Annotated in this window: 28 protein-coding genes; 9 read left to right on the top strand and 19 right to left on the bottom strand. The window is 63.0% G+C overall.

Annotated features, from left to right (window positions below):
- The coding region (locus MOD31_RS09625; RefSeq protein ID WP_250820440.1) for a hypothetical protein at nucleotides 1-214 on the top strand (214 nt) is incomplete at its 5' end.
- A 598-nt stretch (nucleotides 215-812) separates the two neighbouring features.
- Here MOD31_RS09625 and MOD31_RS09620 read toward each other — a convergent pair.
- From MOD31_RS09620 to ftsH, 11 genes are all read right to left on the bottom strand, one after another.
- Nucleotides 813-2,333, bottom strand: a complete 1,521-nt coding sequence (locus tag MOD31_RS09620; protein ID WP_250820439.1) for a DHA2 family efflux MFS transporter permease subunit — start codon at nucleotides 2,331-2,333, stop codon at nucleotides 813-815.
- 106 nt (nucleotides 2,334-2,439) lie between these two features.
- Nucleotides 2,440-3,342 carry a pantoate--beta-alanine ligase gene (panC, locus tag MOD31_RS09615; protein WP_250820438.1) on the bottom strand — a complete coding sequence of 301 codons (903 nt, stop codon included), beginning with the start codon at nucleotides 3,340-3,342 and terminating at the stop codon, nucleotides 2,440-2,442.
- A 5-nt stretch (nucleotides 3,343-3,347) separates the two neighbouring features.
- Nucleotides 3,348-4,256, bottom strand: coding sequence for a Rossmann-like and DUF2520 domain-containing protein (locus MOD31_RS09610; protein WP_250820437.1), 909 nt, complete (start codon nucleotides 4,254-4,256; stop codon nucleotides 3,348-3,350).
- The gene (locus MOD31_RS09605; RefSeq protein ID WP_250820436.1) at nucleotides 4,249-5,817 is read right to left on the bottom strand and encodes a PH domain-containing protein; all 1,569 of its coding nucleotides are present in this window, start codon (nucleotides 5,815-5,817) and stop codon (nucleotides 4,249-4,251) included. The genes MOD31_RS09610 and MOD31_RS09605 overlap by 8 nt, the downstream gene beginning before the upstream one ends.
- The gene (locus MOD31_RS09600; RefSeq protein ID WP_166842697.1) at nucleotides 5,814-6,326 is read right to left on the bottom strand and encodes a PH domain-containing protein; all 513 of its coding nucleotides are present in this window, start codon (nucleotides 6,324-6,326) and stop codon (nucleotides 5,814-5,816) included. Before MOD31_RS09600 ends, MOD31_RS09605 begins: the two co-directional genes overlap by 4 nt.
- Nucleotides 6,307-6,828 (bottom strand): DUF3180 domain-containing protein, encoded by a 522-nt coding sequence (locus MOD31_RS09595; protein ID WP_142937185.1) that lies wholly within the window; start codon nucleotides 6,826-6,828, stop codon nucleotides 6,307-6,309. Before MOD31_RS09595 ends, MOD31_RS09600 begins: the two co-directional genes overlap by 20 nt.
- Nucleotides 6,825-7,370, bottom strand: coding sequence for a 2-amino-4-hydroxy-6-hydroxymethyldihydropteridine diphosphokinase (gene folK, locus MOD31_RS09590; protein ID WP_142937186.1), 546 nt, complete (start codon nucleotides 7,368-7,370; stop codon nucleotides 6,825-6,827). The genes MOD31_RS09595 and folK overlap by 4 nt, the downstream gene beginning before the upstream one ends.
- A complete protein-coding gene (gene folB, locus MOD31_RS09585; RefSeq protein ID WP_142937187.1) occupies nucleotides 7,367-7,726 on the bottom strand; it encodes a dihydroneopterin aldolase in 360 nt (119 codons plus the stop codon). The genes folK and folB overlap by 4 nt, the downstream gene beginning before the upstream one ends.
- Nucleotides 7,727-7,738: 12 nt before the next feature.
- Nucleotides 7,739-8,644 (bottom strand): dihydropteroate synthase, encoded by a 906-nt coding sequence (gene folP / locus MOD31_RS09580; protein ID WP_250820435.1) that lies wholly within the window; start codon nucleotides 8,642-8,644, stop codon nucleotides 7,739-7,741.
- A gap of 6 nt (nucleotides 8,645-8,650) precedes the next feature.
- Nucleotides 8,651-9,286, bottom strand: coding sequence for a GTP cyclohydrolase I FolE (gene folE, locus MOD31_RS09575; RefSeq protein WP_026005412.1), 636 nt, complete (start codon nucleotides 9,284-9,286; stop codon nucleotides 8,651-8,653).
- A gap of 9 nt (nucleotides 9,287-9,295) precedes the next feature.
- On the bottom strand, nucleotides 9,296-11,365 hold the full coding sequence (gene ftsH, locus MOD31_RS09570; RefSeq protein WP_223941412.1) for an ATP-dependent zinc metalloprotease FtsH: 2,070 nt from the start codon (nucleotides 11,363-11,365) through the stop codon (nucleotides 9,296-9,298).
- A gap of 539 nt (nucleotides 11,366-11,904) precedes the next feature.
- Between ftsH and MOD31_RS09565 the strand changes: the two genes are divergently transcribed.
- Nucleotides 11,905-12,882: a type IV toxin-antitoxin system AbiEi family antitoxin domain-containing protein gene (locus MOD31_RS09565; protein WP_250820447.1), complete on the top strand. Its 978-nt coding sequence runs from the start codon at nucleotides 11,905-11,907 to the stop codon at nucleotides 12,880-12,882.
- Between the two features lie 13 nt (nucleotides 12,883-12,895).
- On the opposite strand, the gene MOD31_RS09560 is transcribed toward MOD31_RS09565, so the two are convergent.
- The 5 genes from MOD31_RS09560 to dacB form a co-directional block, all read right to left on the bottom strand.
- Nucleotides 12,896-13,723, bottom strand: a complete 828-nt coding sequence (locus MOD31_RS09560; RefSeq protein WP_250820434.1) for a hypothetical protein — start codon at nucleotides 13,721-13,723, stop codon at nucleotides 12,896-12,898.
- Nucleotides 13,724-13,925: 202 nt separating this feature from the next.
- Nucleotides 13,926-14,477 carry a hypoxanthine phosphoribosyltransferase gene (hpt, locus tag MOD31_RS09555; protein WP_011772910.1) on the bottom strand — a complete coding sequence of 184 codons (552 nt, stop codon included), beginning with the start codon at nucleotides 14,475-14,477 and terminating at the stop codon, nucleotides 13,926-13,928.
- A gap of 31 nt (nucleotides 14,478-14,508) precedes the next feature.
- Entirely contained in the window at nucleotides 14,509-15,579 is a 1,071-nt protein-coding gene (tilS, locus tag MOD31_RS09550) for a tRNA lysidine(34) synthetase TilS (protein ID WP_308196360.1), read from the bottom strand.
- Nucleotides 15,580-15,692: 113 nt separating this feature from the next.
- On the bottom strand, nucleotides 15,693-16,814 hold the full coding sequence (locus tag MOD31_RS09545; RefSeq protein ID WP_142937192.1) for a zinc-dependent metalloprotease: 1,122 nt from the start codon (nucleotides 16,812-16,814) through the stop codon (nucleotides 15,693-15,695).
- 60 nt (nucleotides 16,815-16,874) lie between these two features.
- A complete protein-coding gene (gene dacB / locus MOD31_RS09540) occupies nucleotides 16,875-18,320 on the bottom strand; it encodes a D-alanyl-D-alanine carboxypeptidase/D-alanyl-D-alanine-endopeptidase (RefSeq protein WP_250820445.1) in 1,446 nt (481 codons plus the stop codon).
- A 147-nt stretch (nucleotides 18,321-18,467) separates the two neighbouring features.
- On the opposite strand from dacB, the gene MOD31_RS09535 reads away from it, so the two are divergent.
- From MOD31_RS09535 to MOD31_RS09505, 7 genes are all read left to right on the top strand, one after another.
- Nucleotides 18,468-18,959 carry an inorganic diphosphatase gene (locus tag MOD31_RS09535; protein ID WP_039239147.1) on the top strand — a complete coding sequence of 164 codons (492 nt, stop codon included), beginning with the start codon at nucleotides 18,468-18,470 and terminating at the stop codon, nucleotides 18,957-18,959.
- A gap of 223 nt (nucleotides 18,960-19,182) precedes the next feature.
- Nucleotides 19,183-20,163, top strand: a complete 981-nt coding sequence (locus tag MOD31_RS09530) for a hypothetical protein (RefSeq protein ID WP_250820433.1) — start codon at nucleotides 19,183-19,185, stop codon at nucleotides 20,161-20,163.
- Nucleotides 20,160-20,966, top strand: coding sequence for a hypothetical protein (locus MOD31_RS09525; RefSeq protein WP_223941409.1), 807 nt, complete (start codon nucleotides 20,160-20,162; stop codon nucleotides 20,964-20,966). The genes MOD31_RS09530 and MOD31_RS09525 overlap by 4 nt, the downstream gene beginning before the upstream one ends.
- Nucleotides 20,967-21,040: 74 nt before the next feature.
- Nucleotides 21,041-21,676, top strand: coding sequence for a hypothetical protein (locus MOD31_RS09520; protein WP_223941408.1), 636 nt, complete (start codon nucleotides 21,041-21,043; stop codon nucleotides 21,674-21,676).
- Nucleotides 21,663-22,298, top strand: coding sequence for a hypothetical protein (locus MOD31_RS09515; protein WP_250820432.1), 636 nt, complete (start codon nucleotides 21,663-21,665; stop codon nucleotides 22,296-22,298). The genes MOD31_RS09520 and MOD31_RS09515 overlap by 14 nt, the downstream gene beginning before the upstream one ends.
- A 71-nt stretch (nucleotides 22,299-22,369) precedes the next feature.
- Entirely contained in the window at nucleotides 22,370-22,969 is a 600-nt protein-coding gene (locus tag MOD31_RS09510; RefSeq protein ID WP_142937197.1) for a hypothetical protein, read from the top strand.
- A 16-nt stretch (nucleotides 22,970-22,985) separates the two neighbouring features.
- Nucleotides 22,986-23,462 carry a phage tail protein gene (locus MOD31_RS09505; protein WP_250820431.1) on the top strand — a complete coding sequence of 159 codons (477 nt, stop codon included), beginning with the start codon at nucleotides 22,986-22,988 and terminating at the stop codon, nucleotides 23,460-23,462.
- 79 nt (nucleotides 23,463-23,541) lie between these two features.
- On the opposite strand, the gene MOD31_RS09500 is transcribed toward MOD31_RS09505, so the two are convergent.
- Genes MOD31_RS09500 through MOD31_RS09490 form a run of 3 tightly spaced genes read right to left on the bottom strand, consistent with a single transcriptional unit; the run spans nucleotide 23,542 to nucleotide 25,504 of the window.
- Nucleotides 23,542-24,138, bottom strand: coding sequence for a DUF3618 domain-containing protein (locus tag MOD31_RS09500; protein ID WP_142937199.1), 597 nt, complete (start codon nucleotides 24,136-24,138; stop codon nucleotides 23,542-23,544).
- Nucleotides 24,135-24,566 (bottom strand): phage holin family protein, encoded by a 432-nt coding sequence (locus MOD31_RS09495; RefSeq protein ID WP_250820430.1) that lies wholly within the window; start codon nucleotides 24,564-24,566, stop codon nucleotides 24,135-24,137. Before MOD31_RS09495 ends, MOD31_RS09500 begins: the two co-directional genes overlap by 4 nt.
- Nucleotides 24,563-25,504 carry a hypothetical protein gene (locus MOD31_RS09490; RefSeq protein ID WP_250820429.1) on the bottom strand — a complete coding sequence of 314 codons (942 nt, stop codon included), beginning with the start codon at nucleotides 25,502-25,504 and terminating at the stop codon, nucleotides 24,563-24,565. The genes MOD31_RS09495 and MOD31_RS09490 overlap by 4 nt, the downstream gene beginning before the upstream one ends.
- Between the last annotated feature and the right edge of the window lie 51 nt (nucleotides 25,505-25,555).

The following is a 25,555-nucleotide window of genomic DNA, read 5'->3' as shown; positions in this document are numbered from 1 at the left end:
CAATCAAAAAAACAATCGGTATCAACAAACTTGGCACACTATTGAGTTCTCAAACAACAGGTCACTATCCCAGAGCAGTACCACCAGCCTCAACTGGATCGCTCCGGAGCAACTTTTCAAACTTACCCGAACCAGCCGCACAAAGCAAACCACAACCCGGGCCTCCCACACCAACCAGAAGCACACAAAAGCACAACCGGAACCGGTAATTTGAAAGGGAGTCGGTCGCTATCTTTCCGCATCAGCGGCGGCGACTCGAATAACTCTACACGCGCCCAACCCCCACACCAAATCCACCCCAACACCACCCAAAAACCCCGCCAACACAAAGAAAACAACCCCAAACCACCCCCAAAACACACCCCAACCCCAACAAAAGCCTCCCGTGAAGCCCATCACACCCCCCACCACGCCAACCAAACACCAAAACCCAAGCACCGCCGTCGAACACCCACCCAACCCGCAAAACCTGAGAGAGCGACGCCCCCAAACCCGCCGGACGTGAGAGAGCGACGCCCAAAAACAGCAAATAAGTGAGAGAGCGACCGAAGGAGGCCGCGGTCATCCGGCAGCGCGCGTCCAAGGGAGGAACGACCGAGCGCACAGAGGATGACCGCCGCCAACCCCACCCGCCGCTCCAACCCCACCCGCCGCTCCAACCACACCCACCGCCACGCACCACCGCCATCGAACCCCACAACCAGCCGCCCGACACCCAACCCTTAAACAACAACGCTCCCCCACCGAAGTGAGAGAGCGCTGAGCCAAAACCCGAGGGATGTGAGAGAGCGTCTGAGGGGCCAAACGGAGGCTTAGTGGCCGCCGTGGCCTCCTGCGCCGCCTTCAGTCTTGCGCATCATGGCGCCAAGGACCACAGCCGCCACCGCGATAACGGTCGCGGCCAGGAATGCCGCCTGCATGCCTGCCACCAAACCGGATGATGCAGAAACCACAGCATAGATGGACACGAGCAGCGCAGTGCCGGCAGCACCCGCAACCTGCTGGGCCGTGCTGATAATCGCTGAACCATGGGAGTAAAGGTGCGGCGGCAGTGGGTTCAGGCCTGTGGTGAAGGCCGGCGTAAAGAGCAGGGCGAGGCCAAGGCTCAGTGTGACGTGCAGGGCAATAACCCAGCCAAGGGAACTTGCCTCATCCAGACGCGAGAACTGCCAGAGAGTCAGGACCATCAGCACCGAGCCTGTGACGGTCAGCGGCAGGGGACCAACTTTGTCGAAGATCCGCCCGATGACCGGACCCAACAAGCCCATGGCCAAACCACCCGGCAGCAGAGCCAGTCCGGTCTCCAAAGGCTGAAGGTGAAGCGTGTTCTGGAGGTACAGCGGCAACAGGATGACGCCGCCGAACAGGGCCATCATGGCGACGACCATCAGCAGCGTGGACACCGTGAACATCCGGAACTTGAAAGCGCGAAGGTCCAGGAGCGGGGCGTCGGACTTCTGGAGCTTGAGCTGCCGGAAGACAAACAGTGCAAGGCAGAGGACGCCTACTACCAGCGCGATGACGGGAACAACGCCAGCCTCGGCTCCACCGATCTGGCTCAAACCGTAAACCAGCCCACCAAAGGCAGGGACGGTAAGGATGACAGAAGGCACGTCCAGCGTGGTCTTCTCCCGTTCGCCCACGTTGGTGAGGTACTTGGCGCCGATCGCAAACGCAGCCAGGGCAACCGGCAGCACGAACACGAACATGAAGCGCCAGGAGAAGTGGTCCAGGATGATGCCTGAAACGGTGGGTCCCATGGCGGGCGCCACCGAGATGGCGATGCTGACGTTGCCCATCACGGCGCCACGCTTGGACATCGGAACCAGCGTGAGGATGGTGGTCATCAGCAGCGGCAGCATGATGGCAGTACCACCTGCTTGTACTATGCGCGCCAGCAGCAACACCAGGAATCCCGGTGCCAGTGCGGCCAGCAACGTTCCACCGCTGAACAGCCCCATGGCCAGCATGAAAGCGCCGCGCGTACTCATCCGCTGCAGGATGAAACCCGTGGTGGGGATGACGACTGCCATGGTCAGCATGAAGCCCGTGGCCAGCCACTGCACAGTGGACGCGCTCACCTGGAGGTCCGTCATGAGGCGCTGCAGGGCGACGTTCATGATGGTCTCGTTGAGGATCACCACGAAGGTTGCCACCAACAGCGTGACAATGACCGTTACGGATTCGCGTGACATCTTCCCGGACACTGGGGCCTGGGACCCGGGAGCCTGGGGCGCCGGCACTACCGGGGGCGCCGCCTCGGTGGAGGTGACGGAGCCGGAAGCGCCCGAACTAGGCTTGCCGTTGGCGTCGGACGTGACGTCGGTAGACATGAGGATTCCCCAAGGGTTTGGATTTGGTGTCCGGCGATCTATGCCGGTGAAGACTAAAACAGTCTAAACTCCCATCCAATTCCCGTCAGTAGAAAAATTCCTAACGCTAGGAGAACAAAGGGGCGTTGTCGATGAGCCGCACCGGCCCCACTTTGGCGGCAATGATCGCCAATCCCTCACCGCGGAAGGGAGTCTCCTTGCAGTTCTCTGCGAGCGGCTCCAGTGTAGTGGGATCCACGACGTCGAAATAGTCCAGTTCCACCAGCGGCTGCGATTCAACAAGCGCGACGGCGGAATCGAGGTCAAGCGGTTCATGCGCGTTCGCGCGGGACTCAATGAGGCGCAAAGCCCGCGACAACACCAGCGCCGCTTCACGCTCTTCGTCGGACAGGAACCTGTTCCGGCTGGAGAGCGCCAAACCGTCCTCACTGCGAACGATGGGCACGGGCACAATCTCTACCGGGAAGTTCAGGTCCGAGACCATGCGCTTCACCAATGCCAACTGTTGTGCGTCCTTCTGGCCAAAATAGGCCCGGTAGGCCGCCGTCGTGCCGCCAGCCGCAGCACCTCCGGGGAGTCCGTAGTGCAACAGCTTGGCCACCACAGTAAGGGCGCCGTCGAAATGTCCCGGGCGCGAGGCCCCTTCCCACTTTTCACCCAGCGGACCGGATGTCACCCGCACCAAGGGCTGGCCGCCGGGATACACCTCGTCCACGGACGGCGCGAACACCAAGTCCACGCCTTCGGCATCAAGCAGGGCCATGTCAGCGTCGAGGGTGCGCGGGTAGCGGTCAAGGTCCGCGGCATCGCCAAACTGCAAGGGGTTGACGAAGATGGTGGCCACCACCACGTCGTTCTCCGCCGCAGCGGTCCGGGCCAGCGCGGCATGGCCCGTATGCAAAGCACCCATGGTGGGTACAAGTCCTTGCGAATTTCCACCTTTGGCGGTCAGGAGCCGCGCACTCTCGGCCCGTAATTCCGCCGCCGTGGTCACGAGTTTGATGGCCATGCTGTTCAGTTTCCTTCCGGTGCCTTGGGTTCGGCACCCAAGGCCTCGTCAATCTCAATCAGTTGTTCGGGACGCAGCAGCCCGCGTTTTCCTGCCCTGCGCGCAGTCGCCCGGGCCATGGCCCGGTAGGCCTCAAGGACGTCGCCGCCTGCACCGCCGTCGTACTCTTTCAATGCCTGGGCGTGCGCGGAAACGGTACCCACATCCCCTCGCGCAACAGGACCGGTCAGCGCAGATTCGCCGGACGCGAGGGCGTTCTCGAGAGTCGCACGCAGCAGCGGACCAAGCATGGCCTCCGGGGTTTCGACGCCGATCTCCCGCAGCATCTGCGATGCCTGCGCCACCAGCGTGACCATATGGTTCGAGCTATGCGCGAGTGATGCGTGATAGAGCGTGCGATCGGCCTCAGCAATGGCCACGGGTTCCGCGCCCATCTCCACCACCAGTGCCTGGGCGATCGGCAGCATGGCAGCATCCGCCGTGACACCAAACGTGCAATCCATGAGACGGGTTAGGTCCAGGCTCATGCCGGTGAAGGTCATGGCCGGGTGAAGCGCCAGCGGAATCGCGCCCGCTGCCCGGACCGGGTTGAGGATTCCGACGCCGAACCGGCCCGACGTATGCGCCACCAGTTGCCCGGGCTGCCACGCTCCGAGCTTGGCCAGTCCTGCGACCAATTCACCCAAGGCGTCGTCAGGGACGGCCAGCAGAACGAGCTCCGAGCGTTCCACGATGTCCTGGATCTCCAGGACCGGAACGCCGGGAAGCAGGTTCTCCGCACGCTCGCGGCTCGCCTCGGATACGGCAGAAACCCCGACGACGGCGTGCTCGGCCGCGCGCAAAGCGGCACCCAACACGGCACCCACCTTGCCGGCGCCGATGATCCCAACGCCGAGTCGTCCTGGCCTAGCCATCGTGGCGGTCCTCCTGTTGCGGTGAAGTCTGGGGTGGTGCGGGCTGGGCGGGTTGGTCCGTAAGTGTGGCCGCGAGCTCCGGGGCTTGCGGTGCCACCTGCGCCAGCCATTGTTCGCTGGTTTGCCGCTTCCGTGCCTCCCGGGCCCGGGCAGCCTGCTGATCGAAAAGCTCCACTGCCTGCTCCACGTCGGCTTGGAACACCCGCGGGGAAACCGGCCCTGCCGTGGTGTGGAGGACAAGATCGGCCACGCGGAATCGCCTCGCCCACGGGCCCTGGTGCAGTGCCATGGATTGTGTCCGCTGATGCGGAACCATCACAAGCGTGTGCCACCAGCGGCCGGAACGGATCAGCAACGCAGTCTTGGTGGCAAGGAAACCGTTGCGCCGCCAGCCAAGCGGGGCCAACAACCTTGCGCGGCGGGGAGTGGTGGTGAAGCCGTCACTCGTGGCGGTGTTGGGTTGAACCGGCCCAAGCCCATTAAGGCCCGCGGTGAAAACCCGTTCCGGATCCTCAACTCCAGGATCAGGCAACACCAAAGACATCATCCGCAACACCTCCGGCTTCAGACCGACGGGAAGCAACATTGTTCGGGCGCCATCAGTACTGGCCGCCAGGCCGTAACCCGCCACGTTGACGTGAATCCGGTACCAGCCAAAGATCCTCCACAGGGGCGGCTGCGCCACCATGAGCGCCTGGATCCGCCCGGGCGGAAGAGTCTGCGCCTGCGTATCAAGAAGCCCGTACCGGAGGCGGATGCCGTCCGGGGAAATCGCGGCGGTGAAGTTGTAGCCCTTGTTGAAGGAGCTCCAGTAAGACGCAGCGATACCCAGGATGCCGGGGATGAGCGCCAGGAAAATAGCGTTGTTGTCAAACAACACAGACGTTGTGACAACAACTGCGGCCCCAAGCAAAATGCCGACAGTCTGCTCGCTGAGCAGCAGGGAACCAATAAGCCGGGACGGCGGCACCGACAACACAACATGCTCCGGAGCTTCCGGGACTTCCGCTGCGGTTTCCGGTCCGCTGACTACACCCGCCGCCCGCGCAAGAATGGTGGCACGCAGCTGCTTAGCTTGGTCCAGCGGGAGGTAAGCGAGCCGCACGGCCGACTCGCCGGCGTCGGCCACTTCAAACTTCAGTTCAGCGAGCCCGAAGATCCGCGCCAAAAGCGGCTGCACAATGTCGATCGCCTGAACGCGATCCAAACGGGCCTGCCGTTGCTGCTTGAACAGGAAGCCGGTGTTGACACGGACATACCCCTCCGCCACTTGGTAGCGCGTGAAGTACCAGCTAAGAATGAACCCGCCAACCGTCAACAGCAACACTACGGCGCCCCCGGCCAGCAGCCACGGCGCCCGGCCGCTGAGGTTCGGATCCACGAAATCCCGGCCCTGCAGCATTCGCTCGAAAGCGTCACGACCAAAGAAGAACCCGACGGCGGCAAGCGCCACCCAGCCGCGAACGAACGGTGACGCAGGGTGGACGCGGTTCCAGTCGCCGTCGACCGTTGGTTCCGGCTTGCCCGGCAGGCTCTCAGTGGCGTTGTTTTCCAGGCTCACAGCCCGGCCAACCTGGCTTCTCCGCGAGCCGAAAGCTGCTCGCGCAAGCGTGCCCCTTCTACTGCCGGAAGCCCAGGCAACTGCGCATTGGTTCCCGCAGAGGCCGTGTGAAGTTTGAGCGTGCACAACCCCAGGCTGCGTTCAACGGGCCCAACCGCAACGTCCACATATTGCATCCGGCCGTAAGGGACCACCATGGTTCGCTGGAAGAAAATACCGCGGCGGATAAGAAGGTCATCGTCGCGCTCGGCGTACCCGATTGCGCGAACTTGGCGCGGAATCAGCACCAGCCTCCACAAGGCCAACACCAGCACCACTGCGGGAACCGTGATCGCCAGCCACAGAGGCGGCCACCGCCACCAGCCGAGCAACACGAAAACGAGAGGCAGGCTGAGGATTACCAGCATCACAACGTTGCCGATAGCCCACTCCACTAAGCGAACGGTGACGTACTTTGGGGATACCCGCAGCCACTGGACGCCGGGAGGATCAATCGCCTCGGTATGCATACTCGCCTTCACCTTTAGTTTCGCCTCGACGGGTTTCCGGTCCGGCGGTCCCACCTTCCAGGTCCTCCGGCGGGATGCGGCAGAACCGCTCCACCACCAGACCAACCACAACCATCACTACGCCGCCGCCGCCCATCAAAAGGGCATTCCACAGAATTCCCTCGCCGCCACGCAAGCCACCAATACGGAGAAGGTCCGTGGCGATTCCCGCATGCCAACCCAGGAGCAGAGTCCCCGCGTAGGCGCAGGCTTGAGCCAGAATCAGCGTCCTGGCCGCGAGGATCGGATCAAGCAGGTTTTTCTTCTTGCCGTTGCGCCAACGCAATACTCTGATACCCATGACCAGCGTCAGCCCGGCGATGACCGCCATGGTGATGAGCGCGGAAACGGGCAGCACAGGGGTTGGCATGCTGAAACGGTTGGTAGCCACCGTAGCCAACCAACCAATCACCGCAGCGATCACAGCGATGAGCATCAGAACCACTGGGCGCATTGCTTTCATGGCTGCTCCACTGCTCCGGCGGCCGGCACACCGGCTACGTCACCAAAACCGTCGAAGCGCCGAATGTCCGGCATGTCGGCGGCGACGGCGGCCAGTTCAGCCACGCTCCTGCCATTCAGTGTGGCGTGCGGATCCAGCAGGGACCACGGGTACAGCACGAAAGCGCGCTCCGCTGCCCGCGGATGCGGAATCGTCAGAACGGGGTCCTCGCTGGCGACGTCACCGAATACGATCACGTCCACATCCAGGGTCCTGGGACCCCATCGCACCTCGCGGGTACGGTGATGCTTTTGCTCCACTGCATGGCAGTGCTTCAAGAGTTCCAGGGGTGTCAGCGTGGTCTCCACCGCCATGACCATGTTCAGGAAATCAGGCTGGCCCTCCGGACCACCGACGGCCTTGGTCTGCACCACCGGCGAGACACCCAACAGGCGCACCTCCGGCGGATCCACCAGATCCGCGACGGCAGTGGACAAGGTGTCGTTACGCTCCCCCAGATTGCTGCCAAGGGCCAGGATGGCCTTGGTATAGCCGGACGTCATGATCGCTCCCGGTGGACGCTAACAGTAACGTCGCCGAACGGTACCTCGATGGGCGCCTTGGGCTTGTGAACCGTGACATCAACGGCGGCAACACTGTAGTTCTCGAGGATGCCCTCGGCAATCCTCACAGCCAGGCCCTCGATGAGGTTCAAAGGCTCGCCCTCAATGTGCTTGGTAATCAGCTCAGCCACTTCGCCGTAGTGGGCTGTGTACTGCAGATCATCCGTCTCAGCTGCCTTGGTGAAGTCCGTGTACAGCACGGCGTCCACCACAAAAGGCTGGCCGTCACGGCGTTCGAAATCGAACACCCCGTGATAACCGACGGCGGTGACGCCGGTCAGCGTGATCCTGTCCACAGCGGTATCCAATCAGCGGGAAATGCGGGCGGCGACCTTGACGGCGTCAAGGCTCGGGCCGACGTCGTGAACCCGGACAGCCCAAGCACCCTTCGTGGCGCTCAAAGCGGTGATGGCAGCGGTAGCCGCATCCCGTTCCAAGGGTGCAGCGGACTTACCCGCCACTGTGAGAAGCGAACCGAGGAACCGCTTACGGGAAGCAGCCACCATCACCTTGTGACCCAGCGAGAAAAGCTGGTCCAGGTTCTTCAGGATTTCCCAGTTTTGGTCCTCATTCTTGGAGAAACCTACGCCGGGATCGATGATGATCTGCTCCGGCGCAACACCCGCGGCGTACAGCTTGTCGCGGACGCCGCTGAGCTCCGCCACCACATCCTCGGTCACGTTGTTGTAGTCCGTGAGGCTGTCCATGGTCCGGGCGTCGCCACGGCGGTGCGTCAGGATGTACGGAACCTTGGTCCGGGCTACGAGCTCGGGCATGTCCGGTTCAATCGTCAGGCCTGAGACATCGTTAATGATGGCCGCACCCGCCTCAATGGCAGCCGCCGCGGTGGACGTGTGCATAGTGTCGATGCTGACCAGCGCGCCGGCCTTCACCAGCGCCTGAATCACGGGGATGACGCGACTCTGCTCTTCTTCCGGAGAAACCGGTTCGGCGCCCGAGCGGGTGGATTCACCACCAACGTCGATGATGTCCGCACCTGCATAAAACATCCGCAGGCCGAGCGCGATGGCAGTATCCGGCGTCCGGTGAGTACCGCCGTCGCTGAAAGAATCCGGGGTGACATTGAGGATTCCCATAACGAGCGTGCGATCCGTCGGCAGGTCCTCGAACCTGGCCGCGGGGCGCGGTTTACGGAGAATCGGCAACGGGCTTGTGGCCGGGCCGGTTCCGGGTGCTGCAGCGAGGGAGTCCATAGTGCTTTACCTTCCGAGTATGAGGCTCATGGCCTCGGCGCGGGTGGCCGGGTCATGGAGTTGACCGCGCACCGCACTGGTGACGGTCTTTGCGCCGGGCTTGCGAATGCCGCGCATGGACATGCACATGTGTTCACATTCGACGACGACAATCGCGCCGCGCGGGTTGAGGTGCTTCACCAGCGCCTCGACGATCTGGGTGGTGAGGCGTTCCTGCACCTGGGGCCGCCGCGCATAAATATCCACCAGTCGTGCCAACTTGCTCAGGCCGGTCACCTTGCCGTCATGTGACGGAATGTAACCAACATGTGCCACTCCGTGGAACGGCACCAAGTGATGCTCGCACGTCGAGTAGAAGGGAATGTCCTTGACCAAAACAAGCTCTTCATGGTCCAGGTCAAAAGTGGTGGAGAGGACATCCGCAGGGTGCTGGTGCAGACCTGCGAAGACCTCGGCGTAAGCCTTGGCTACGCGCTTAGGCGTGTCCAGGAGTCCTCCGCGGTCAGGGTCTTCACCAATAGCCAGCAGGATCTCACGGACGGCCGCTTCAATGCGCGGACGGTCCACTTTGTGTCCGTGCTTGGAGCCCGCGGCGGAACCGTGGGCGGCGGCGAGGTCGTCGTCGTCGTCGAAATGAGTCACAGCAGAAGCTTAGCCGTGATGCGGGTGGTCGTTGCCGCCGTCGGGCTGCGGGGCCTGGAACGACTCCTGGCTGCTGACTCCCTGGGCATGCGGTGCCACGACGTCCAAAGGCTCATCCAATCGGGCCTGCTTGGCCTCTTCCTGGGCTTCGCGTTCAGCCTTCTCGGCGCGGCTCTCCACCGGAGGAATCGACTGCACCGGACGGGACTCCTTGGACAGCCAGATCTCGCGGAAATCGCGCTTCCGGATGTCGTGGAAGATGTCAGCGATTTCCTGCTGGTTCAGGGTTTCGCGCTCCAGCAACTCCAAGGCCAACCGGTCCAGGACGTCGCGGTTCTCCGTGAGGATGGCGTAAGCCTCGTCGTGTGCCTGGTCGATCAAGCGACGCACTTCCTCGTCCACAACATAGGCGATCTGGTCGGAGAAGTTACGCTCTTGTGCCGCGTCGCGGCCCAGGAACGGCTCACCGCCGCCCTGGCCCAGCTTCACGGCACCCACGCGTTCGCTCATACCGTACTGGGTGACCATCTTCCGGGCCGTGGCGGTGGCCTTTTCGATGTCGTTGGATGCACCTGTTGAGGGGTCGTGGAACACGATTTCCTCAGCGACACGGCCGCCCATGGCATAGGCCATCTGGTCCAGCAACTCGTTGCGGGTGACCGAGTACTTGTCATCCTCAGGTATCACCATGGTGTACCCGAGAGCACGGCCACGGGGAAGGATGGTGATCTTGGTGACCGGAGCGGAGTTACGCAGTGCGGCAGCAACAAGAGCGTGGCCGCCTTCGTGGTACGCAGTGATCTTGCGCTCTAGTTCCTTCATGACCCGGCTGCGCTTCTGCGGGCCCGCCATGACGCGGTCGATTGCCTCGTCAAGGGCACGGTCATCGATGAGGTTCGCGTTGGAACGTGCAGTGAGCAATGCGGCTTCATTGAGCACGTTGGCCAGGTCTGCGCCGGTGTAGCCCGGGGTCTTCTTGGCCACGGCCTTGAGGTCGATGCCCTGTGCCATGGGCTTGCCCTTGGCGTGGACGTTAAGGATCTGTTCGCGGCCGATCATGTCCGGAGCTTCCACGGTGATCTGCCGATCGAAACGGCCCGGGCGCAGGAGCGCAGGGTCCAGGACGTCGGGGCGGTTGGTGGCAGCGATAAGGATGACGTTGGTCTTGACGTCGAAGCCGTCCATCTCAACGAGGAGCTGGTTCAAGGTCTGCTCGCGCTCATCGTTGCCGCCGCCAATACCGGCACCGCGGTGACGTCCAACGGCGTCGATTTCGTCGACGAAGATGATGGCCGGGGAGCTCGCTTTTGCCTGTTCAAAAAGGTCGCGAACACGCGAAGCACCAACGCCGACGAACATTTCAACGAAGTCCGAGCCGGAGATGGAGAAGAAGGGAACGCCGGCCTCGCCAGCTACAGCGCGGGCCAGCAGCGTCTTACCAGTACCCGGAGGGCCGTAGAGCAGCACACCCTTGGGGATCTTTGCACCCACGGCCTGGAACTTGGCCGGTTCCTGGAGGAACTCCTTGATTTCCTGGAGCTCTTCCACGGCTTCGTCCGCACCCGCGACGTCAGCGAAGGTCACCTGCGGCATGTCCTTATTGACCAACTTGGCCTTGGACTTGCCGAACTGCATCACCTTGGAGCCGCCGCCCTGCATGCGGGAAAGCAGGAACCAGAACAGGACACCCAGCAGCAGCACCGGAATGAGCAGGGAGAACAGGCCGGAGAACCAGTTATTCTCCACCGGTTGGTCCGTGAAGCCCTTGTCCGGGTTGGCGTTGGTGACAGCCTTAACCACATCCGGACCGCGATCTGTGACGTAGAAGAACTGAACGTTCTTGCCCTTATCTTGGCCGTCCAGGTTCAGGTTGTCCTTGAGCACCAGGTCAACGCGGTTCTCGGCGTCGAAAATCTTGGCCTGCTCAACCTTCCCGCTTTGGGAAAGGAGTTCGAGGCCTTCCTTGGTGTCAATGCGCGTGGAACCGCCCGGAGCCAGCGTTGCGAATGCCACCAGGAGCAAGCCAACGACGACAACAATCCAGATGCCCGGGCCCTTGAAGAAACTCTTAGCTTTCATCTGATCGGGGTTTTGCCCCGTCCCTCCTGGTAGTGCTGCGAGGCGCAACTTCTGCGCGCGAGTGGTGCTGCTTCAGTTTCTAGCTATACACCGTTCCCAGTAACTCACGCATCGGAAAGTCCAAAAGTTCCCTCTGGGCGTACACAGGATACTCGCGTTGGGTGCGCTGGAACAGGGGTTATGCACTCTCGTTGGGTGCGGGTGCGGCGTCGCCTTGCTGCGTACTCGTTCACGCCATCCGCACCCCTTCCGCATCCGGCTCCCACCACCCCCACCGCCCGCGCACCCGTTCACGCCATCCGCACCCGTAACCTCTGGAGCGAACGGCGGAAAAGGGTGCGCACTTGTTGAAGAACAGGCGCGCCCGGCGGAAGAGGGTGCCGGCTTGGGAGGAGCTTGCGAACAACTGGGCCCCGTTGGTGTGCGCCATTTTGGGTCTCGTCCGAGTGGTCTCGATGCCGTTTTCCACATAGCTCGGCTTTCCACATACCTCGGACGGGTGCTTTCGCCTTCGCAGAAGAACAGGAAGCGTGGAACCTATGCTCATTCCGGAACTCATACTTGCTTCAGATGCGACACGCATTGGACAGGACGCGCGCCAGCTCGCGAAGCAGGCCAAACGTGGCGAGCTCGTTCGGATTCGACGCGGAGCCTATATTCGCGCTGCCTATTGGGCGGAATTGAACGAGCGTCAGCGGCACGGCCTCCAAGCCGCTGCGCTGGTCAATACGACCAATACGGCGCCCCTCTTCAACTTGCAGACGGCAGCGCTCCTCTGGGGCCTCGGCGTAGTGGGAGTGCCGCGGAGCTTATGCACCGTCACAGGCGACCCCCGGGGTGGCAGGTCAAAGCACGGAATTAGGAGAAGCCTGGGACCTCTCGACACTGGGGTAACCCAACTGGGCGGCTTCAAAGTCACAGACAAGGTCCGCACCACAGTGGAGCTGGCAGCTGCCCTGAACTTTGCCGAAGCCTTGGCCCTCGTGGACTCCAGCCGCCGAAACCAAAGGTGGGGCGACGCCTTTACGGCCGACGATTGGAACAAGGACAAGGCATGGGGTCCGCCGGCGCCAGTGGACGAACTGGTTGAAGCTGTCTCCGCTCTCACCAGCGTCTCAAGGCAGCGACGTGCCCAATCGATTCTGGATCTCTCCTCGGAAAAGCCCGAATCGGTGGGGGAATCCATGAGTCGAGCCCAAATGATCTTGCTCAACTTCCCCATGCCTAGCCTTCAGGGCTCTTTTACGCTGGGGAACGGGCGAACCGCCAGAACCGATTTCTGGTGGCCCGAACTCGGTCTTGTGGGGGAATTCGATGGGCACGGAAAATATTTGAGACACGAGTTACGGGGAAACCAGACCATCCAGCAGGCAATCATGGCAGAGAAGGCCCGCGAAAATGGGCTGCGGGCATTAGGCCTCACTGTGGTTCGCTGGGACTGGTCCGAGATGATGAACCCGCGAGCATTCGCACGCATTCTGAACGACGGCGGCCTGCGCTCCCTGCGGGCGGCCTGAGAGTCCGGTTGAATCAGGCCGCGACCGGGAGCACCAGCAAGTATCCAGTGGGCAGGTCTGAGCTCCAGCGCCGGGGCTCACGGACCACGAACTGTGTGGCAAGCTGCTCCGGAGTAAGCAGACTATTGGGCTCCGGAGAAGGGCCCCACTGCCCACTGCCATGGGGATAGAGCGGATCCAAGACACGAATCCCCGTCACTTGGAACTCCGCGAATTGCGTGGGATCACCCATGGACTCAAAGCCACTCATTACCCAGGCATGCCGACCGCTCCACATGACGAGCCCTACAGGCCGCCCGGTTTCGGCTATTGCACGCGCCGCCGTCTGCAGCGTGTCCTCGTAGGTGGCAATGCTGACCACCGCATATGGGCCCATTCCAACCTCGGTCAAGACCTGAGCCCAGCCCCGCGGGTTGGCCCCGTTGAATGAATTCGATGACCGTGCACGGGCCATCTCCCACAGCTCGCTTTGCTGTGCGGAGGTTGCCCACGTTCCGCCGCCGGTGTCATCGACGAGGTTGTGTGCCATTTGGATGCTCGCCGCAACACACCAGTCAAAGGTGTACTGCGGGACAAAGTCCCCCTCTTGGTAGAGGTTCAAAGCGAAAGCCTGAGGAACAGCGGGCGGCGGTGGCGGCGGTGCGGGTTGCGGTGCCACAGGGGTCTGTGTGGCGCCCGCTGACGGGACCGCCTGGAGGTCACCCGTAGTCGGCATGGCGGAAGAGGACGCGATGGGCTGTCCGGCATCGGTCTCAGTGAGATCGACCGCAGGAGTGCAGGCCGTGAGAAGAGTCGCCATGACGGCGAGCCACGTCAAGAGACGGGCGGGAGCACCGGTCATGGTCCAGTTTAGCGCGAGGAGCCGTTGCGGCGTCAGGCTTCGGGTCCCCTATGACCGCACCCGCGCCCGCCGGGCGCACCCCTTAAGCGCCAACGCCGCACCCACACCCGCCAAACGCACCAGAAGTTACGGGTGCAGACGGCGGGAAAGGGTGCGGCGGGACAAACAGGACAAACAGAGCCAACGGGCTAAGCGGAAGGGCTTACTCGTAAACGTGCGGGGCCAGGGTGCCCACGAAGTCCAGGTTGCGGTACTTCTCGGCGTAGTCGAGGCCGTAACCTACGACGAATTCGTTGGGGATGTCGTAGCCAACGTACTTGACGTCGATTTCCACCTTGGCGGCGGTCGGCTTGCGGAAAGCTGTGCAGATCTCGACGCTGGCCGTGCCACGGGATTCAAGGTTGGACTTGAGCCAGGACAAGGTCAGGCCGGAGTCAATGATGTCCTCAACAATGAGCACGTCCTTGCCCATCAGGTCGGTGTCAAGGTCCTTGAGAATCCGGACTACACCGGAGGACTGGGTGCCCGAACCGTAGGACGAGACAGCCATCCAGTCCATGCTGACGTGGCTGTGCAGCGCACGTGCGAGGTCAGCCATGACCATGACAGCACCCTTGAGGACACCGACAATAAGGATGTCGCGGCCTTCGTAGTCTTTGTCGATCTGCGCCGCGAGCTCCGCGATACGCGTTTGGATCTGCTCTTTGGTGTAAAGAACGTGCTTGAGATCTGCCTGGACGTCGTTTGAATCCACCAATGGCTCCTGTTTTGATGCTCGGGTGCGGCTACTGTTGGGACGATTTCTGATGCCGGAATACTAGCTTCCCACAGCGGGGGGCTAGTCGGGGAACGCCGTCAGCCGCAGCGCCCGCCGAGAACGCGGACAAAGCACCCGCGGAAACAGGTCCTTCCTGCTCCAGATCGCTGAGGGACAGGCGGTACACACTGACGTGGCCGGGCAGCTCCACGGGCCCTGCCGAGCCTTGCCTGCGAAGCAGCGCTTCCGCAGCTTGGAGGCGCCCGTAGCCGGGTTGTTGACCGCCGACGTCGGCCGCCGCCTTCGCGATCACACGGAACCTGAGCGCTGCGGGCAGCTCACGTACGGCGTCTTCAGGCAACCACGCGCCGTCGTCCACGCGCTGCACAAGTGAGAGATAGGTCTCGTTGGCCAGCTCTTCAAGAAAGTCCGCGTCCTGCTGCAGGATTGCCGCGGTCCGGGCCAGCGATTCTGCAACACCCGGGCCGAGTTTCTCTTCCAGAACCGGCATCACTTCAACACGCGTCCTGGAGCGGGCAAAGGCGGGATCGGAATTACTGGGGTCGTGCCAGGGGGAGAGCTCCTCCACCCGGCAAATTTCCAGCGTCTCCTCACGGCGGAGACCCAAGAAGGGCCGGAGCAGGCGTCCCCGTGCGGGCCTCATGCCAGCGAGGGATCGTGTTCCGGACCCACGGGCCAAGCCCAGAAGTACCTGTTCGGCCTGATCGTCCAAGGTGTGACCCAGCAGGATCGCATCACAGTCCAGCCGGGATGCGGCAGACTCCAACGCAGCATGCCGGGCGTCCCGGGCTGCGGCTTCCGGTCCAAAACCAGTGGCGGCGACTTCCACGGTCCGCACTTCGACCGGAGAAAGCCCCAGCTCGCGCAGCACAGTAGCGGTACGGGCAGCCACTTCCGCGGAGCCGGCCTGCAGTTGATGATCCACCACTACGCCCGCCACGGACACTGGATGCCCGTCTACATGGCCCCGCCTGGCAAAGTAGGCGGCAACTGCTGCCAAAGCCAATGAATCCGGGCCTCCACTGCAGGCTACAAGCACACGTGAGGGATAGCCGGCGGAGGACAGGGCGTTCTGCAATTGCTTCCGCGCCTTGCCGACGACAGGCGCCAAACGCCCGGGCCGACGTCGACCCTTGGCTACAGCGCCCACAGCGGACCCGCTGGCGGAACCACCAGAACCAACAGGAACGCTCAAAGTCCCATCCGCTCAAGCCACAGCTTGGAGTTGTGGATCTCTTCTTCGGTGGGGAGGTACTCGGCGGACTCCCACACCCGGTTGAAGCCCTCCATGCCGGCCACGGCAACTACTTCGCGGACGAACTTGGCGCCATCAGTGTACTGGCGCATCTTGGCGTCCAGGCCGAGGAGGTTGCGGATGAACTTCTCCACCACGCCGCGGTCCTTGCCCCGTTCGTTGAAGCGCTGGCGGATGGTCCTCACGGAGGGGACGATGCTCGAATCCACGGCATCCATCACCACGTTGGCGTGACCTTCGAGCAAGCTCATGACAGCCGTGATGTGGGAGAGGGACGCCTTTTCCTCCGGGTTCTGGAGGAGATCCAGGATGGCGCCACGGCCCGGCGTCTTCTCGGAAGGGTTACGGTCGCGCAGTGACTTGGCCACAGCGCCGGCGCGTTCAACCAACGTATCCATGTTGCCCAGAAGATTGCCGCTGAGCTTCTCGATCTCATCCAGCATGTGGTGCCGGAGCCAAGGCGCAGCCGCGAACTGGACCCGGTGGGTCTGTTCATGCAGGCAAACCCAGAGACGGAAGTCGTCCGGGTGGACATTGAGTTCGCGCTCCACGGAGATGATGTTGGGCGCCACCAGCAAGAGTCGGCCGCCCGGGGGAACATTCGAATCCGGGGCCAGCGCAGCAAAAGGATCGTACTGGCCGAGGACTTTACTGGAGAGAAACGCCAGCACGGCACCGAGTTGGGTGCCGGTGATGGCACCGCTGGCAGCAGTCGCAGCCGGGGTCATTGCCACCCCGCTGCGGCTCTCCAGCATCTTCTCCAGGGCGGGCTGGAGCATCACTGAGAAACTTTGAGTGTTGGCCTTGGACCATGAGGCCCTGTCCACCACCAGGACGTGCGAATCGCGCAGGTCCTTCGCGGCATCCAAGCCGGTGATGTCGTGCACGTGCGGGACGGAGATATCCGCGTTGAAGCGCAGATTGTCCACGGCCTTGCCGATCTCCCCGGCGCTAAGCTCCGGACCTGGAGGGGCAAGCCGGGCAGCCGTAGAGGCGGCCAGGTCCCAATTGATCAGGGCCGGGGCCCCTGCTGACGAATCGCGGGCAGATGACACCATACGGTCCATCACACCACACGTCTCTGACAGTGAGCCTTAAGTTCGCTCCGCGCTGAGGATTCAGCCTTGGCAGCCGCACGCGGCAAGCACCGACGCAGAGCGGTCCAAGGCCACCTTGTTGCCCGCGGCTCCGGGATCCAGCCCATTGCCGATGAACGAAAACACCAGCAGCCGGCCATCAGCGTCCACAACGTAACCGCTCAATGCGAGCACGGTATTCAACGTCCCGGTCTTAGCGCGTACCAGCCCGGCGCCCTCGGACGTGCCGGCGTCCACATACCTGTTATCCAGGGTTCCGGTAAGTCCGGCTACCGGAAACCCATCGAGCGCTGTCCGTAGGGCAGGGTCAGGTCCGCTGGTGATGGCACGGACAACCTCGGCAAACTGGTGGGCGGTGACCTGATTCTCCAAGGCCAGGCCGGAAACGTCAGCCAACTGCATCGAATCCGTGGCGATCCCCAGCTCCCCCAGCCTTTGCCGCACGGCTGCAGTGGCGCCGTCGTACGTCCCTGCCTGGCCGGACGCCAAAGCGGTCATGCGCCCCAACGCTTCGGCGAGGAAGTTGTCCGAAGACTCGAGCATGAGGTCCACTTGCTCGCTGACGGTGGCCGACTCAGCAGCAGCCAACACCTTGGCGGGGAGGCCTTTGCCGCGTTCGACGCCGGGACTCACCGGGACGCCCGCGGCCGCCAACTGATCGGCGAACGCTTGGGCGGTGGTGATGGCGGAATCCTGGGGCCGGGGACCGGTCAAAACCTCAGGGTTATAGCGGCCGGAGTTCAACGCCAAGGAAAACAGGGGCGCGGTTTCGCCGGCAGCGACGTCGTCCAGGCTCCAGGCGGGATTAAGGGGCGCGCCGCTGAAGAGTGAGTCGTCAACTTGTACGGTAATCGGTCCGTTCACACCGGCCGAAGTCAGAGCGGCGGCCGTGTCCGCAGCCAACGATGCCAGGCCGGCACGGCCAAGAACGGCTGAGGGTTCGGAGGCGCCGGAACCCAGCAGCACATCCCCTCCCCCGGTCAGCACCACTGTTGAGGGATTGTCGGATGCGAGCACGCGGGTGGTGAACCGGGACTCTGGGCCCAGCGCCGTTAGCGCGGCGACGGCGGTCAGCAGCTTCATGTTCGAGGCCGGGATGCGGTTGGCGTTGGCGTCGCGATCAAAAAGGACTTGGCCCGTGGAGGCGTCCATCACCACGCCGCTGATGCTGCCGGCACCATCCGGTGTGAGCGTGGCGTTGAGGAGTTTTGCCACCTGGGCAGGCACAGGAATAGGAGCCTTCTCATCCAAGGGAAGCACACTGTTGACGTCGGATAGACGGTCCGGCACCTTATGCCAGGCGGGAACTGCAGGCATGGGCTTCGGGACAGTGATCAGGCCCGGAAACGTCCCCACCACCACTACGGCGCCAAGGCATAACAAAACTGTGGTCAGTAGCAGCGGCCATGCAAAGCGCCCCCACACCGGCGTATCCCGCTTGCGGGCACCCCCGTTTTTCACGCCCATCATGGAAGTTGCTTGGTCCTGTCAGTCCTGAAATGTCCCCGCCGGTTCAAGAAACCCGGGCCTCTCGCTATATCCTCAATAGTAGTCGGCGGCGCCGGCCGTGCTTTTGCCTGCCGCGCCCCACCCACACCCGTCAAGGAGCATTCCATGAAGCACGACGTGACCATCGAGATCCCCAAGGGATCGCGCGTCAAGTACGAAGTTGACCACGAAACCGGCCGTGTCCGCCTGGACCGCGTCCTGTTCACCTCCATGCAGTACCCCACGCACTACGGTTTCTTCGAGAACACCCTGGGCGAAGACGGCGACCCGTTGGACGCATTGGTGCTCCTGCAGGACTTCGATCTCCACCCGGGCGTCATTGTTGAGTCCCGCCCCATCGGCGTGTTCAACATGACCGACGACGGCGGCGGAGATGCCAAGGTCCTCTGCGTTCCCGTGGACGCACGTTTCGACCACATCCAGGAAGTCAGCGACGTCAGCGAATTCCTGATCAAGGAAATCGAGCACTTCTTCACCCGCTACAAGGACCTTGAGCCGGGCAAGTGGGTCAAGGCTGAAGGCTGGGGCGACCGTGCCGCTGCCGAAGCCGAGCTGGAAGCTTCCATCAAGCGCTACGTCCCGGCTGCCGGACACTGATTCTTCCCCAACCGAGTCGCAGTTAAGCGCGTTTTGAGCGGTCAAAACGCGCATTAATGCGACTCAGTTGGGTCCCGACGGCGGTTGGTGCGGTTCCCTGCGAACCGCACCGGCCGCCGTCGTTCTTTTTCATGCACATGGGCATGTCTCCCCATCGCGGCAGCTCGCAGGTCCCTTTAGGCTGGGACGAGACTTTTCGATGCTTGTTTACAGGGGGTTCCACATGGCTGGGTTCTATGGCGCGGACATAGCGCAGCTTCGCAGTCTGGCAGGCGTGATGGGCAAAGCTGCCGACGCCATCAGCCTGCAAAGCACACAGTTGTCCAACGCGATCAACTCCACCACGGCATGGCAAGGCCGCGATGCCACCGTGTTCAAGGGTGATTGGAACTCCCAGCACCGGCAGAGCCTGGTCAAGGCCGCCAACATGCTCCGTGAGAACGCGAGCCAGCTGAAGAAGCACGCCAACCAGCAGGAATTCGCCAGCCACAATGACGGCTCCGGCACCTCGGTGGGCGTTCTCAAGGACGTCTATGACACAGCAATGGGCGTCAAAGGACTGGCCGCCCCGCTGTGGACGGCGTACAAATACCTCAAGCTTGGCAACGCCGAATGGGTGAAGACCCGCGAAGTCCTGACCAACTGGAGGGCAGGCGGGACCGTCATCCGGGACGCCATGACCGCGCTGCGCAACGGTGAGAAAGTCACCGACGTCCTCAACGACGCCAGGGCCAGCATCCCCTACAGCCAGGCGTTCCAAGATGCCAGCAAGTTCTCCAAAGGCCTTCGTGTTGCCGGAGCACTGGCGGCGCCGCTGAACATTGTGGGCGGCATCAGCGACATGATCAACCCCCAGCACGACGGTTGGCGCGGGACCGGCGATCGCGTGGCCGGCGGCCTGTCCGTCGTGGGTGGCGTTGGTAGCATCATGCTCATGACGGCCGGTGGCGCAGCCCTGCTGGGCCCGATCGGTGCTCCGATCGTGATCGGCGCCGGCATTGTTGCCGGCGCCTGGGCTTTGGGCAACCTCGTGGCCGACAACTGGGACTCCATCAGCAACTTCGCCCGCAACCCGGGCAGCTACATTGCCGACGGCGCCAAGGAGGTGGCGGGCTTCGCGAAGGACGTAGGCAGTAAGGTGGCAGACGGGGTCAGTGACGCCGCCAAGTCAGTCGGAAACTTTGTCGGAGGGATATTCGGATGACCACCAGCACCATGAAATGGACCCAGCGGGACATTGAGGCCGCAGCGAAGGTCCTGGCTTCGGCCAGTGCAATCGGAGCGCCATTGCCCACACTGACCGATGAAGAGATTGTGGCACTGGACGGCGTTCAGCACGAACAGCTGGTGGCCCTGCCGTGGCTTTCGGCCCAGGACGCCAGCAAGGAGCTCATGTGCGCTATTGCCCTGCGCGGCCTGCTGGCCAAGGAACTCGTGTACCCGGTGGTCTTCGAGGGCGAAACTGAACCCTCACGACTGCACGCCACCGAGGAAATCACGGGCGCACTCACCCTCCGCCGTAGCGGAAGCAGCATCGTATCCGTGGAGCGCACCGTCTCCACCGGCAAGCGTTGGCTCTACAGCTACCTCCACGACGACGGCGTACTGCTGGAGGAAGTGGACGAGAGCGGACTGCACGGCTTCACGGTGATCACCCGCGAACAACTGGTACCGCGCCTGGCGGAATTCGTGGACCCGGAAAAGGCTGCCGCGCGCGACTCGGACCCTGCCCTCTACACGGAGGCCCAGTTCGAGGCCCACGCAGCCACAGCCTTGGCTGACACCCAAGCCGCAAGCAACGTGGTGGCATTCAACTCCGACACCAACGATTTCCCCACCGTCACTGTGTATACCGGCCCGTCCGGCGTCCACGTGCTGACTCCTCGTGTGGAGGGCGCGCCGGAATCCGATCTGCCGGAGCAGGGCGGAGCCGTGACCTTCGAGTTGCAGGAAACTTCCGCCCCTTCCTTGGCCCGCGTCCTGGGCGGACTGGCCGGGCTGGCCTGACGTTCCGGTCCTGACGTTCCGCTCCAGAAAGTGCCGTCCAAAGCCGCATCCCGCCGTCGAGCTGAAAGCCCCTCATGAGCACTCCTAAACCCTCAACCTCCACCGGCTTGGTGGATCCGCTGACCGGACGCCCTGTCCGCCGCCACACGGACACCGGCGCGTACTTCGTCAAGGCCAGCGGCACTGCGCACTTCTGGGGCCGTGTGTTGGATGCCGTGGTGTTCCTGGTGGGCTACGCGGTCCTGGCCGTGATCGCCGTCGTGATCCGGGAGGCCATGATGAACAGCGGCTCGGCCTTGGGATACAACGACGGTTTGTGGCTGACGCTCTACGTGGTCCTGTGGTTTGTTGGGCTTTTCATATACGGCATGATCTGGGGATCCGTGGGCAGCGTAGGCGACGCCGCGGGCGGTATGCGCTCTGTGCGTATCAAGAACGGCACGACGGCGGGAGCCTGGTTGGGCGGTTGGCGCGCCGTCTGCTGGTCTTTCTTCCCGTTCTTCGTGGTGATGCTCATTGCCTCCGCCATCAGCGGCGGCGGAGATGACACCTGGGACCCGAAGTTTGCAGCCATGGACCGGCGCTCGGGAATCGCGCAAGGCCAGCAGCCCATCCCGGACCCCAAGGTAGCGGCGGCAGAGCAGGCGGCTGCTGCAGAGCGGCAGAACCTGCCCAACCTTTACGGCCAGCGCCCGGATGCACGGCCGTAACTGGCTGGTTCGCCGGGTTGAGCGCAAGCTCGGTCCTGAGTTGGGGCAGCTCCGCTACGTAGCCTCCTCACGCAAGATCTTCTGGAAGGTCCTGCTCCCCTGCCTAGTTGTGGGTTTCGTCTTTGGGACCATCGCCGAGTTCATCAGTCCCATCCGCTCCACTCGGGAGGCCGGACACTTCAACGATCCCGCCTTCTTTGCGTTGACGAGCATCCTGACCGGCCTGCTGCTGTGGTCCATGACCTTCCTGGGGAGTTTCCGCAAACTCTTGGTGTTTGATGCCGGGGTGGTGGCCAAGTACTCGCAGAAACACACCACTTTGGTGCTCCGCTGGAATGACGTGGTGCCCGGCAGCATCAAAGCTGTCACCACCATCGATGGCACCGACCCCGATCACAGACTCGTGGCACGCAGCAAGGTTTCTCTGGGCGCCGGAGGCCAGTTTGCGGTGGTTTTCCAGGCCCGCGACACCTTCTGGGTCTTTGCCTCCAACAACCACCCCGCCCCTTTGGTCCTAGCCATCCAAGGGGCCATGCAGGACGCCGGAATACCCGACGCCGCGCGGGCGGCGGCAGGTGCGCTGCCCGCCGTCGTACTGACGGGACAAACGGCGCTTGACTGACCGGTTTGACTCACCAGTGGGCAAATTTGGCCCTTGCAGACCGACTACCAGCCGGTAGCATGTGATCCACTATGTTCACTCTCACCATCAACCAACGCGACAGTCGCCACGACGGCGATCTTGTGCCGCAATTGCTCAAGGACCTGCGGCACATTCCTGCGCGGCTCGACTTTGACCGCTCGGTTGAAGACGAGGTCCAAGGCATCGTGGAGTGCAGCCATCAAGCCGTGGAGACGGCCCTGATCGCGCTCCGTACGGGCCAGTGGTACGTGGGTATCGGGGTGGGGCCCATTAACGAGCCCTTGCCCAACCTGGTCAAAGACGCCTCCGGACATGGCCTCGTTTACGCCCGCAGGGCGGTGGACCGTCTTCGCAACGGCAAAGAACGTGTTCCCGTGGCAGTGGACGGCCCCCTTGCCGCCCTCGCTTCAGAGGCTGAAGCCGTGCTGCGACTCCTGGGGCACATAGTGCAGCACCGGAGTGCAGCGGAGTGGCGGGTGTTGGATCTGCTCACCCCGGGCGTCCGGGGTCAACAGCGAGCCGTTGCCCAGGAGCTCGGCATCACCACTCAAGCAGTCAGCAAAGCGCTGGCGCGGGCACAGTGGGCAGAGGAACACGCCGCCCGTCCCGCAGCAGCCCGTTTACTGCAGATGATTCTCGAAGTTCGCTGACTGACCAGGAGGGCCCATGCCGTACACCGTTGATTTCAAGACTGTATCCACAGTCGGCTTGGAATCGTCGCCGGTAGCCGAGGCTGCAGCTGGGTTGCGCGCCAATGAGGCCCGCTACTTCCACAATAAGTACAACCACGTATTTCAGGTGAGCCCGGCAAATGAGGTTCCGGACGTGGTGGACCGCGTCAGCCGGATCCTTCGCGAAGAACGCGACCTGGTCATTGAGTCCCGCCCCCTGGAAGCCACTGCGTTCCAGGTTGAAGACCTTCATATGGCCTACGTCTTTTACGAATCAGGCCTGGCCATCAACGTGATGTACAGCCTTGAAGACGGGAAAAGGGCGGTTGGTTTCAAGCTGGCCGACGGGATGGAGGTCCCTGCCGAGTTGGAAGCGAAGTTCAAGTTTGCCCGGCAGAAGTCAAAGCTTGCCGGGACTATCCGGGGTTCCTACTTTGTCATCAAGGGCGAGTACCCACCCACCCCTGCATAACCCAACTGAGTCGCAGTTAAGCGCGTTTTGAGGGCTCAAAACGCGCTCTGCTGCGACTCACTTGGGTCAGCGCGGGAGGTTACTGGTTGCTGATGTTGTCCTTGGCGGTGCCGGCGCGGTCCTGCACGTCAGCGGCAGCTGCCTGGCCTTCGTCCTTGACGTTGGCCGCGGCTTCCGTGGCGCTGTCCTTGACGTTCTGCATGGCATCCTGTGCTGGCTCGCGCAGGTGCTCGGCAACTTCCTGGGCCGCGTGACTCAGCTCATCGGTGAGGGGCTGAGCTGCGTCCTTGACCGCTTGGGCAGCTTCGCGTTCCTTTTCCGAAGCCGGGAACAGGGAGGACACCAGCAAGCCCGCGCCGAAAGCGATCAGGCCGGCCGCGATCGGGCTGCCCTGTGCCTTGCGGGTGATGACCTGCGGGGCGTCCCCGATGTCCGAGACGGCACCGGAAACATTGCTGGCCACACCGGAAACAGCGTCCCCGGCTCGGTGTGCAGCATTCCCGGCAGCATCACTGACGTCATCGCGGGCGCCGAACACAGCGGTTTTGATCTTGTCCACCCGGCGGTTGACGATGTGCGACGGCGTGACCTTGTCAGCCACGGCGTCAACGTTGGTACTGAGCCGCCGGCGAGTTTCTTCGATATCGGCGCGCAGGGCGTCGGGGTTCTGCGTCATCGTGTCTCCTCAGTGTTCGGTTTCAAAGCGGGGGGTATTTCTTTGACCGTCTCAGCGGTCTGGGGCATGCCTTTGATGGCGTTGAGTTCCTTGCGGCCCTTGGCAGCCAAAACGGCTGCGACGATTCCCCAGACGACCGCGACGATTACGGCGGACCACCCGAGACCAACAAGCTGGCCCAAAGCCCACCAGAGGGCAATGGACAGGAACAGCACGGTGATGTGGCCAGCGTATGCAGCCCCACCCAGCATCCCTGCGCCCTTGCCTGCCTTGGTGGCGGACTCCTTGAGTTCCGCCTTGGCCAGCTCCACTTCCTGCCGCATCAACGTTGAAACATCACGCGTCAGGTCGCTCAGGAGCTCACCCAGGGGAAGGGTCTCCGCCTTCATGTGCGCTTCTGTGGGAGGTAGATCGGCGGGACTGCTCATCGGTGACCTCCATACTGGGGGTCATCGGGGTCGAGCGGTCCTGCCAGCGGGTCGCCCTGGGCCTTAACGCCGCCAGCCTCGGTCTCCGGGTAAGGGAGCGTGGACCCGTCGTAGCCACCGGTGGTTCCCGCGTCGTAGCCGGTGGTGGTGGCCGAGCCGTATCCGGCGGTGGTGGCCGTCGGTCCGGGGAGGTCCACTGCCGGCGGAGTCACCGCACCCACCTGGGTGGGGTAGCCCTGGGTGGGGTAGTACGCGGCGCGAGGCGTCTCCGTGGTGGCTGGCACGCCGCTTGTGGAGGCCGCATCGGAGGCGTTGCCTGCCATGCCCCGGCCCAGGCGGCCGGCAAGGATGCCCGCACCCGCAGCGATCATGAGGAAGGCTCCCGGCTTGCGACGTGCGAAGCCCTTGACTTCATCCAGCAGCGATCCTGGATCTCTACCTTCCAGCCACTGGGCAATCGAGGAGGATCGCTGCGCCGCCTGCTGGACCAGTTCGGTTGCTACGCCACCGTTTTCAGTCGAGTTGGCCATGGTGGAAAGTTCGTCGGAGATGGACCGCAAACCTTCTGCAACACGCTGCTGCTGGGCCTGAGCCTGATCTGTCAGCTCACCCTTGGTCTGCGTCAGCAGTTGGCGGGCGTTGACCTTGACTTCGTGAGCCACGTGACCGGCCTCGGTCTTGGCGGTGTCTACGACTCCGCCGGCAGCCTCACCTACGGCGCCTGCGACTCCCGCAGCTTCTTCCTTGGCAGTATCCACCTTGCCTGAGCTGGCGGAACCTGAACCCGTGGGGGTTCCGCTGATTCCCGTGGTTCCTGAAGTTTGGGTCTCACCATTGGCCGAGTCCAAGTAATTTCCCGTGAACGGTTCGGTGCCTACATGGGCACCGGTGGTTGGCGCCGCGAAGCTTCCGTCCTGCGGCGATTTGCTCTCAGTCATTATCGCTCTCTTTCCACAGTTGGCAGGCTGCGGACAGCAGCCGGGATAGTA

This window comes from Paenarthrobacter sp. TYUT067 (assembly GCF_023656375.1).
Classification (GTDB): domain Bacteria; phylum Actinomycetota; class Actinomycetes; order Actinomycetales; family Micrococcaceae; genus Arthrobacter.
The sequence above is the reverse complement of the archived record's forward strand: the minus strand, read 5'-3'. Positions and strand labels throughout refer to the sequence as shown.

Bases quoted from the DNA above. Each gene is read 5' to 3' on its own strand.
- MOD31_RS09620 (WP_250820439.1), bottom strand. From the start codon at position 2,333: ATGTCTACCGACGTCACGTCCGACGCCAACGGCAAGCCTAGTTCGGGC.
- panC (WP_250820438.1), bottom strand. From the start codon at position 3,342: ATGGCCATCAAACTCGTGACCACGGCGGCGGAATTACGGGCCGAGAGT.
- MOD31_RS09610 (WP_250820437.1), bottom strand. From the start codon at position 4,256: ATGGCTAGGCCAGGACGACTCGGCGTTGGGATCATCGGCGCCGGCAAG.
- MOD31_RS09600 (WP_166842697.1), bottom strand. From the start codon at position 6,326: ATGCATACCGAGGCGATTGATCCTCCCGGCGTCCAGTGGCTGCGGGTA.
- MOD31_RS09595 (WP_142937185.1), bottom strand. From the start codon at position 6,828: ATGAAAGCAATGCGCCCAGTGGTTCTGATGCTCATCGCTGTGATCGCT.
- folK (WP_142937186.1), bottom strand. From the start codon at position 7,370: ATGACGTCCGGCTATACCAAGGCCATCCTGGCCCTTGGCAGCAATCTG.
- folP (WP_250820435.1), bottom strand. From the start codon at position 8,644: ATGGACTCCCTCGCTGCAGCACCCGGAACCGGCCCGGCCACAAGCCCG.
- ftsH (WP_223941412.1), bottom strand. From the start codon at position 11,365: ATGAAAGCTAAGAGTTTCTTCAAGGGCCCGGGCATCTGGATTGTTGTC.
- MOD31_RS09565 (WP_250820447.1), top strand. From the start codon at position 11,905: ATGCTCATTCCGGAACTCATACTTGCTTCAGATGCGACACGCATTGGA.
- MOD31_RS09560 (WP_250820434.1), bottom strand. From the start codon at position 13,723: ATGACCGGTGCTCCCGCCCGTCTCTTGACGTGGCTCGCCGTCATGGCG.
- MOD31_RS09545 (WP_142937192.1), bottom strand. From the start codon at position 16,814: ATGGTGTCATCTGCCCGCGATTCGTCAGCAGGGGCCCCGGCCCTGATC.
- dacB (WP_250820445.1), bottom strand. From the start codon at position 18,320: ATGGGCGTGAAAAACGGGGGTGCCCGCAAGCGGGATACGCCGGTGTGG.
- MOD31_RS09535 (WP_039239147.1), top strand. From the start codon at position 18,468: ATGAAGCACGACGTGACCATCGAGATCCCCAAGGGATCGCGCGTCAAG.
- MOD31_RS09530 (WP_250820433.1), top strand. From the start codon at position 19,183: ATGGCTGGGTTCTATGGCGCGGACATAGCGCAGCTTCGCAGTCTGGCA.
- MOD31_RS09525 (WP_223941409.1), top strand. From the start codon at position 20,160: ATGACCACCAGCACCATGAAATGGACCCAGCGGGACATTGAGGCCGCA.
- MOD31_RS09520 (WP_223941408.1), top strand. From the start codon at position 21,041: ATGAGCACTCCTAAACCCTCAACCTCCACCGGCTTGGTGGATCCGCTG.
- MOD31_RS09515 (WP_250820432.1), top strand. From the start codon at position 21,663: ATGCACGGCCGTAACTGGCTGGTTCGCCGGGTTGAGCGCAAGCTCGGT.
- MOD31_RS09510 (WP_142937197.1), top strand. From the start codon at position 22,370: ATGTTCACTCTCACCATCAACCAACGCGACAGTCGCCACGACGGCGAT.
- MOD31_RS09505 (WP_250820431.1), top strand. From the start codon at position 22,986: ATGCCGTACACCGTTGATTTCAAGACTGTATCCACAGTCGGCTTGGAA.
- MOD31_RS09500 (WP_142937199.1), bottom strand. From the start codon at position 24,138: ATGACGCAGAACCCCGACGCCCTGCGCGCCGATATCGAAGAAACTCGC.
- MOD31_RS09495 (WP_250820430.1), bottom strand. From the start codon at position 24,566: ATGAGCAGTCCCGCCGATCTACCTCCCACAGAAGCGCACATGAAGGCG.
- MOD31_RS09490 (WP_250820429.1), bottom strand. From the start codon at position 25,504: ATGACTGAGAGCAAATCGCCGCAGGACGGAAGCTTCGCGGCGCCAACC.